The following is a 7637-nucleotide window of genomic DNA, read 5'->3' on the forward strand; positions in this document are numbered from 1 at the left end:
ACTGCTACTAATAGGGTGAGGGCTTGACCAAGAAAAGCATGGTCAATTGATTCAGAAATGTCAACATGTATGTGGTTTTGAATATACGAAAAGAAGAAGCTAGAGCAAAATTCGCTCTAGCTTTTTTTTAATTCTCTTTTTCCCCTTTTCCTCTAATTTCCCCCAACCCACAGGGCGGCGCAAAGCACGCCCGTCCCCACACTAAAGCCGCGTGGCCAAGAAGGGGGAGTCTGAGGGGGAACTTCGGCCTTCGCAGACTCCGAGATACCTTCCCCCTCAGGATTTCGCCGGATGCGCCAGCATCCATTTAAATAAAATAAAACAAATAATCACCGACAACAACGACCCACAAGCCGTCGCAATCCCCATCGGAAACAACGTATCCGGAAACCACAACGAAGTCAGATACACCCCTGGTATCCTCACCAGGAGAATCGACATGATATTATGCAGGAAAGAAAATCCCGACCTTCCATAAGCACAAAAATACCCACTAAAACAAAAATGAACCCCCGCAAAAATACAATCAAAAATATATCCCCGGATATACTGACTTCCCAGCACAACAACCGTCGCATCCGAAGTAAACAACGACACCACAGGTCCCGCAACAAACTGTATCACAACAGCCACGATCACCCCAAATCCAGCCGCGATCAAAATCCCATAACGAAGCGTCCTCGAAGCACGCTCATGCTTCCGCGCCCCAATATTCTGTGCACAAAGAGCAGAAACCGTAGAAAGCATAGAAGAAGGAACCAAAAACAAAAAGCTGATGATCTTCTCCACGATCCCCACAGCCGCCGCCGTATCCAATCCACGTCGATTGGCAATAACCGTGATCACAATAAAAGAAACCTGGATAAATCCATCCTGCAGCGCAACCGGAATGCCAATATTCAGAATTTTCTTCATAAATCTATAATCCGGACGAAAATCCTTCCGCGACAAAGAAATCCCGGTTTCCTTTTTCATGATCACGATCAGTGCAATGACCACACTCACAAGCTGCGACAAAGTAGTACCAAGCGCAGCCCCAACCGGACCAAGGTGTAAATATCCCATAAACAGATAATCCAGCCCGATATTCACCACACACGCAATTGCAATAAAATACATCGGACTTTTGGAATCCCCGATCCCACGAAAAATCGAACTGATAATGTTATACGCCGTAATACATGGAATCCCAATAAAACACACCGTAAGATAAGCCACAGTTCCAGTTACCGCTTCCAAAGGGGTAGACATCACAGATACAATTGGATGAACAAGAAGAAGCAGGATCACCATCAGCCCAACAGCAACAGCCATAAACAAAGCAACCGTGTTTCCAATCGTCCTGGAAGCACTTTTTTTGTCCCTGGCACCGATTGCCTGTGCAATGGTAACCGTAGAACCCATGGCAAGGCCGACGATCATAACAGTGATCATATGCATAACCTGGCTGCCGATCGAGACAGCAGTAGTACTCGCGACCCCCTCAAACTGACCAATGATAAAAAGATCAGCCATGCCATATAAAGTCTGTAGAAAATAAGATAAGAGATATGGCAGTGAAAAATAAATGATATTTTTCAGAACACTGCCGGAAGTAAGATTTTTTTCCATAAAATTATTGACTCCTTTCCATCTGATTTTAAACATTACAATGGTTGTAGAGTCAATAACTTTTTTACATCACCGCTTTAAATTTACGAATACTGATATAATAACTGACGACAAGAAGCACCGTCGCTCCCGTCCATGCGGCAATCTCCGCATAAAAAATCCCATTCTGTCCGACAAGTTTCGGAAGCAGCAGAGCAACACCAACCCGGACAAAAAATTCCACAACACCACTCAGCATAGGAATCATCGTATTTCCAAGCCCTTGCAGCGCAGAACGGTAAACATACAGGAAATACAAAATGCAGAGGCAGGAAGCCATAATGGACAGATAATGCCATGCAATGGCAAGCACCTGTTCCGTCTGTGCCGGGTCACCGGAAATAAACATAGAGAGCAGTGTTTTTCCAAAAAGAAACATCATGATACTGATAAATGCTGAAGTCAGAAATGCAAGAAAAGCACTGGCATGCACACCTTTTTTGATACGCCCGATCTTACCTGCACCAAGATTCTGCCCAACATAGGAAACCACTGCATATCCATAGGAGATCGCAGCCATCTCCAGAACACCATAAAGCTTATTCGTTGCAGTAAATCCGGCAACAAACAGAAATCCATATCCATTGATCACAAACTGTACAGCAAGACCGCCAACAGAAATGATCACATCCTGAAACAGGATCGGAGCGCCGAGTCCAAGTAGTTTCCGGTTCAGTCCCGGCACATGTTCAAAATCACTTCTGGAAGTATGTACAATATCGATTTTTTTCACCACAACGAAACAGTACAGAGCAGAAAAAGCCTGAGCAGTAACCGTAGCAAGAGCAGCACCGGCTACACCCCAGTGAAGCCCGGCAACAAAAACAAGATCCAGGACCACATTGATAACAGAAGCAATGAGCATAGCGATCAGAGGCGTTCGGCTGTTGCCAAGAGCACGCAGCACGGAGGCAAAAATATTATAGGCGGCAACGATCGGAATTCCGCAGAAAACGATCCTGAGATAGATCAACGACATCCCAATAATATTATCCGGTGTATTCAAAAGAACCAGGATCCATCTGGCAGCAAGCTGACTGACGATCAGAAGCGAAACAGCAGTGACCGCTGTAAGCAGATAACTGTGTGCAACTGCTTTCTTAAGGTCACTCCATTTCCGGGCACCATAATGCTGCGAGATCAGAATAGAAAACCCCTGCGTAACTCCGGTAGAAACGCCGAGTACCATCCACATGATCCATTCCACCGCACCAAGGGCAGCCAGAGCCTGAACCCCGGCAACCTGTCCGACAACGATCGTATCCACCATCGTATATAACTGCTGAAAAATATTCCCCAGCATCAGCGGCACTGCAAAAAGCAGGATCAGCTTCGCCGGGGAACCCTTCGTCATATCACGAACCTGATCTGACATAAAAAATCCTCCAATACATAAAAATAAAATCCACTTGCATCTGTCCTATTTTCACACGAACAGGCAACACTGTCAACTATAAGAACAGATGATTTTTCAGAACGGCAAATAAGGTATGATCGCTCTGAAATCCTCCGGCAGTGTTCCGGTCAACCTGATCTCATTTCCTTCAAATGGCTGCCGGAAGTATACCTTCCAGGCATGGAGAGCAGTGCGGGCAAAAGATGGCTGTACAGAAAAATTGTCCAGCTTTTGCTCATAGTACAAAGTATCGCCCAGAAGCGGATGCCCAAGTGCTTTCATATGGACACGGATCTGATGCGTGCGGCCCGTATTCAGGCGGAGAGATACCAGTGACCAGTTTGCTGTACTGTAAAGCGTACAGTAATGCGTAACTGCGGGCAGTAGAGAAGCATCAGTACTGCAATTATCGTCAGGAGCAGGAACAGCCTGCATCCGCAGTGGGTGGTCAGATACTTTTTTTACAGGAAAAGAAATGGTATGCCAGAGATCAGCAGGATCTTCTGGGAGATATCCAGCTACAACGGCAAGATATTCCTTACGAAAAACATGCTCTTCACGCTGTGCCTGAAGCCGCTGCGCCGCAACCTGATTCTTGGCAAACAGAATAATACCAGAGGTCTCTTTGTCGAGCCGTCCGATCGGGCGGACACGGACGGAGGCCTTTTTGTTTTGAAAATAAGCAGCTATCAGATTGGAAAGTGTGTCCGCATAATGTGCTCCGGACGGATGTGTGAGCATGCCAGCCGGTTTATTTACCGCAAGAATATCCTGATCCTCATACAGAATCTCAAGGGAAGAAAAATCGCCCGAAACAAGCTGTTCAGAAGCAGTTTCCGCAGTTTCCAGACAGACCTGGATTTCGTCACCGGGAAGGACAAATTCTGTGATCCGGCAGCGGATGCCATTTTTCTGAATGCCATCCGGAAGAAATTTGGCGCGGCTGATCTGCTTTTTTGTCAGGTGTCCCTGAGCACGAAGAACCTGACCGACGGTAGAAATGGCTGAATCAGACGGGACTGTAAAGCTGATATATTTTTCCATAAGAAGCGTTCCTTTATTATAAGTGAGATTGGGATTTTTATTCCAATATTCCCATATTGGTCGGGAGTTTGATATTTTTGTACGTGTGGAGCAGTTTTTCCAGTTCATAGATCGCAGGGGTCAGAAACTTGTTTTTGTGATAGACAAGCTTGAATTTGCGGTTCCATTCGCCATTCTGGTTATAAAAAACCCGGATCGTATTGTGCTGGATCTCATGTTTCATAAGCCGGAGAGACATGACAGAAAGCACCCGGTCATAAAGCACCGCATTCAGGAGTGTACGGGGACTGTTTGCCTCCCAGACTGTCTGAACAGAAATCTGATGCCTCGCTGCATAGTCTTCAAAAAGTTGCCGGGTTCCGCTTCCCTGCTCGCGCATGGCAAAAGATTCTCCGGCGAGATCCTGTACCTGGATACAGCTTTTCTGATAAAAAGGATGATCTTTACCTGCGGCAAGCACCAGGCAGTCATCTATGATCGGGAGAACGGTAAGGTCAGGAGAAAGAATCTCGCCTTCAACGATTCCGGCATCCAGTTCAGAACGAAGGAGCTTCTGTTCAATGTCCTTGGTATTACTCACATAAGAATGGACCCTGACATCCGGGCAGATTTTCTGTAGTTTCGGGATCAGAAAAGGAGTCAGGCACGTTCCGATCGTGATCGTGGAACCGAGTTTCAATGTGGAGGACTGTCCCTGGTTGAGCATCAGTTCTTCAAGCTGCTGGAACTGGCGGATCAGACTGCGCGCCTGCGGCAGAAGCAGATTTCCGCGTTCTGTGAGGTAAAGCTTTTTGCCGAGGCGTTCAAAAAGAAGCCCGTTGTAATGCTTTTCCAGCTCGCGGATCGCCTGGCTTACGGTAGGCTGCGATAAATACAGATGAGCGGCAGCTGCACTCATAGAGCCCTGGTCAGCTACTGCAACAAAAATGGTCAGATGTCGTATCGTCATTTTACATTCTCCTAGTATAGAAAATACCTATCATTTCTATAAAATAATATCATTTTTCAAATACATACTCAAGTGGTATATTATGAATTATAAATGAAAAAAACATGGAATGAGGTATAGAGATGTCAGCATTAACAGTCAGCAAAGAAGATGAAAAAAGAGTCAAAGGAATGGGATTTCTGAACAACAGAGGAACCGATCTGTTTTCGGCACGGGTCCTTACGATAAATGGAAAAGTAACCGCAGCACAGCACCGCTGTATGGCAGAAGCAGCCGAAAAATTTGGCAATGGAAATCTACTGTATACAACGAGACTTTCCGTAGAGATCCAGGGAATCCCTTATGATAAGATTGAAGAATTCCAGCAGTTCATCGCAAAAGAAGGACTGGTGACAGGAGGAACGGGAGCAAAAGTCCGTCCGGTGGTATCCTGCAAGGGAACAACCTGCCAGTATGGACTTCTGGATTCCTATGCGATCTCCGAGGAAATCTACAAACGTTTTTATGAAGGATACAGCGATGTCGCACTGCCGCATAAATTCAAGATCGCAGTAGGCGGCTGTCCGAACAACTGTGTCAAACCGAATTTGAATGATGTCGGGATTATCGGACAGAGGATCCCGGAAGTCAACACAGATGTCTGCAAAGGCTGCAAAAAATGTGCGATTGAAGCCGCGTGTCCAAACAAAGTTGCAAAGGTCATTGATGGAAAGATCCAGATCGACAAAGAAGCGTGCAGACACTGTGGACGCTGCGTAGGAAAATGCCCGTTCCACACGATCGAGGACGGCACTTATGGATACAAGATCTACATCGGCGGACGCTGGGGCAAAAAGGTATCAAAGGGAAGAGCGCTTGGCAGGATTTTTACGTCCAAAGAAGAGGCACTTGACGTTATCGAGAAAGCAATCCTTTTCTTCAGAGATAACGGAATCAAAGGAGAACGTTTTGCAGAAACAATTGAGCGGATTGGTTTCGAAAATGTGGAGAAAGAGTTGCTTGCCTGACCAATATCTGTTAGGATAGGGGAAGAGGAAATTTCAGCGAAAGCTAATACAAACTGGAGGCAATGATTATGGAAATAAAAGAACAGATTCATGGATTAACAGACGAAATGCTGACAAATCTCGGAAGACTGGTTGCGATCGATTCACAGCTTGGGACTCCGGCAGAGGGAATGCCTTTTGGCGAAGGCCCTGCAAAGGTACTTGAGGAAGCACTCAAGATTGCCGATGAACTCGGATTCAAGACCGTAAACCTGGACAATTACTGCGGCTATGCTGAGATGGGCGAAGGCGAAGAAATCGTCGGTATTGCAGGACATCTTGATATCGTTCCGGTCGGCGGTGACTGGACTTATGATCCGTTCAAACTTACCAGAGAAGGTGACCATGTTTACGGACGTGGAACCACAGATGACAAGGGACCGGTTCTGGAAGCTCTTTACGCAATGAAGCTTCTCCGTGATTCCGGAGTGAAACTCAACAAGAGAGTTCGTCTGATCATGGGCTGCAATGAGGAGACAGGTTCCAAATGCATGGAGCATTACAATGAAGTTGCAGAAGAAGTATCCTGCGGATTCACACCAGACGCAAACTTCCCGTGCATCCACGGTGAGAAGGGCATGGTAATGATGACAGCACATTCTAAGAATATCAGGATCATTTCCATGAACGGAGGTTTTGTTTCCAATGCTGTGTGTGATACCTGCAATACAGTCGTTCCGGCAGAAACCGGACTGAAGGACAAACTGGAAGCAGCTTTTGCAGAAACCAAACTTCAGGAATACAAAGTGACAGAAGAGAACGGCGAGATCAGCATTTATGCAAAGGGAGTTCCTGCGCATGCTAGCACACCGACTCTTGGTGTCAATGCGGCAGGTGTGACATTTGAATGCCTTGCCAAAGCAGGATTCGAAGATGACTTTGTGAAATTCTACAATGAACATATCGGTACAGCCTGTGATGGCTCCGGTCTTGGACTTAAGTTTGCAGATGAATTTGGTGAGCTGACTCTGTGCAATGGAATCGTCAAGACAGAAGATGGAGTGATCTCCAGTACGATTGATATTCGTGTACCGGTTACTCTCAAAGCAGACGAAGTCCGCAAGATGTGTGCTGACAGACTGGAAGATGAGAACGGACGCATCGAGGTTCATATGATCGGTGATGCACTGTTTTTCCCGAGAGAATCCCCTCTTGTAAATGCTCTGTACAAGGCATACGTAGATGTTACAGGCGATACGGAGAACAAACCGATGGTGATCGGCGGTGGAACTTACGCGAAATCACTCAAAAACATCATCGCATTCGGACCGGAAATGCCGGGGATCGACTACCGTATCCACGGCGCAGATGAGTTTATTCTTGTATCTGGAATGGAAGAAGCTGTGCTTATCTATATGGAAGCGATCAAGAATCTTCTTGCAATCTAACCAGATCAACTGCTATTTGGTTATAAGCAAGTAGCAAAGCGGAGTGCGAATATCCGCTTGACTCAAATGAGGACATGGTGAAGTTTGCCATGTCCTTTTTGTTGTAGTGTGTCCAGCGAAGCTGAACCACACTAGCCGGTGTAAGTCCGGTCACGGTAATCGCC

Annotated in this window: 7 protein-coding genes; 2 read left to right on the forward strand and 5 right to left on the reverse strand. The window is 46.3% G+C overall.

Translation table 11 applies throughout. The features are described from left to right. Positions 1-276: 276 nt before the first annotated feature. The 4 genes from QZL69_RS01230 to QZL69_RS01245 form a co-directional block, all read right to left on the reverse strand. The gene (locus tag QZL69_RS01230; RefSeq protein ID WP_022213409.1) at positions 277-1611 is read right to left on the reverse strand and encodes an MATE family efflux transporter; all 1335 of its coding nucleotides are present in this window, start codon (positions 1609-1611) and stop codon (positions 277-279) included. A gap of 64 nt (positions 1612-1675) precedes the next feature. After that, the gene (locus QZL69_RS01235) at positions 1676-3025 is read right to left on the reverse strand and encodes an MATE family efflux transporter (RefSeq protein WP_022213410.1); all 1350 of its coding nucleotides are present in this window, start codon (positions 3023-3025) and stop codon (positions 1676-1678) included. 96 nt (positions 3026-3121) lie between these two features. Next, positions 3122-4090, reverse strand: coding sequence for an RluA family pseudouridine synthase (locus QZL69_RS01240; protein ID WP_022213411.1), 969 nt, complete (start codon positions 4088-4090; stop codon positions 3122-3124). A gap of 37 nt (positions 4091-4127) precedes the next feature. Next, the gene (locus QZL69_RS01245) at positions 4128-5039 is read right to left on the reverse strand and encodes a LysR family transcriptional regulator (RefSeq protein ID WP_022213412.1); all 912 of its coding nucleotides are present in this window, start codon (positions 5037-5039) and stop codon (positions 4128-4130) included. Between the two features lie 122 nt (positions 5040-5161). On the opposite strand from QZL69_RS01245, the gene QZL69_RS01250 reads away from it, so the two are divergent. Beyond that, complete coding sequence (locus tag QZL69_RS01250) at positions 5162-6046, forward strand: 4Fe-4S binding protein (RefSeq protein WP_022213413.1); 885 nt, start codon at positions 5162-5164, stop codon at positions 6044-6046. Positions 6047-6114: 68 nt separating this feature from the next. Further along, complete coding sequence (locus tag QZL69_RS01255; RefSeq protein ID WP_022213414.1) at positions 6115-7473, forward strand: M20 family metallopeptidase; 1359 nt, start codon at positions 6115-6117, stop codon at positions 7471-7473. Here QZL69_RS01255 and QZL69_RS01260 read toward each other — a convergent pair. Then, on the reverse strand, positions 7451-7637 hold a 187-nt coding region (locus QZL69_RS01260; protein WP_291517756.1), incomplete at its 5' end, for a hypothetical protein. The genes QZL69_RS01255 and QZL69_RS01260 overlap by 23 nt on opposite strands.

This window comes from Blautia sp. CAG:237, from assembly GCF_000436615.1.
GTDB lineage: Bacteria > Bacillota > Clostridia > Lachnospirales > Lachnospiraceae > Blautia_A > Blautia_A intestinihominis.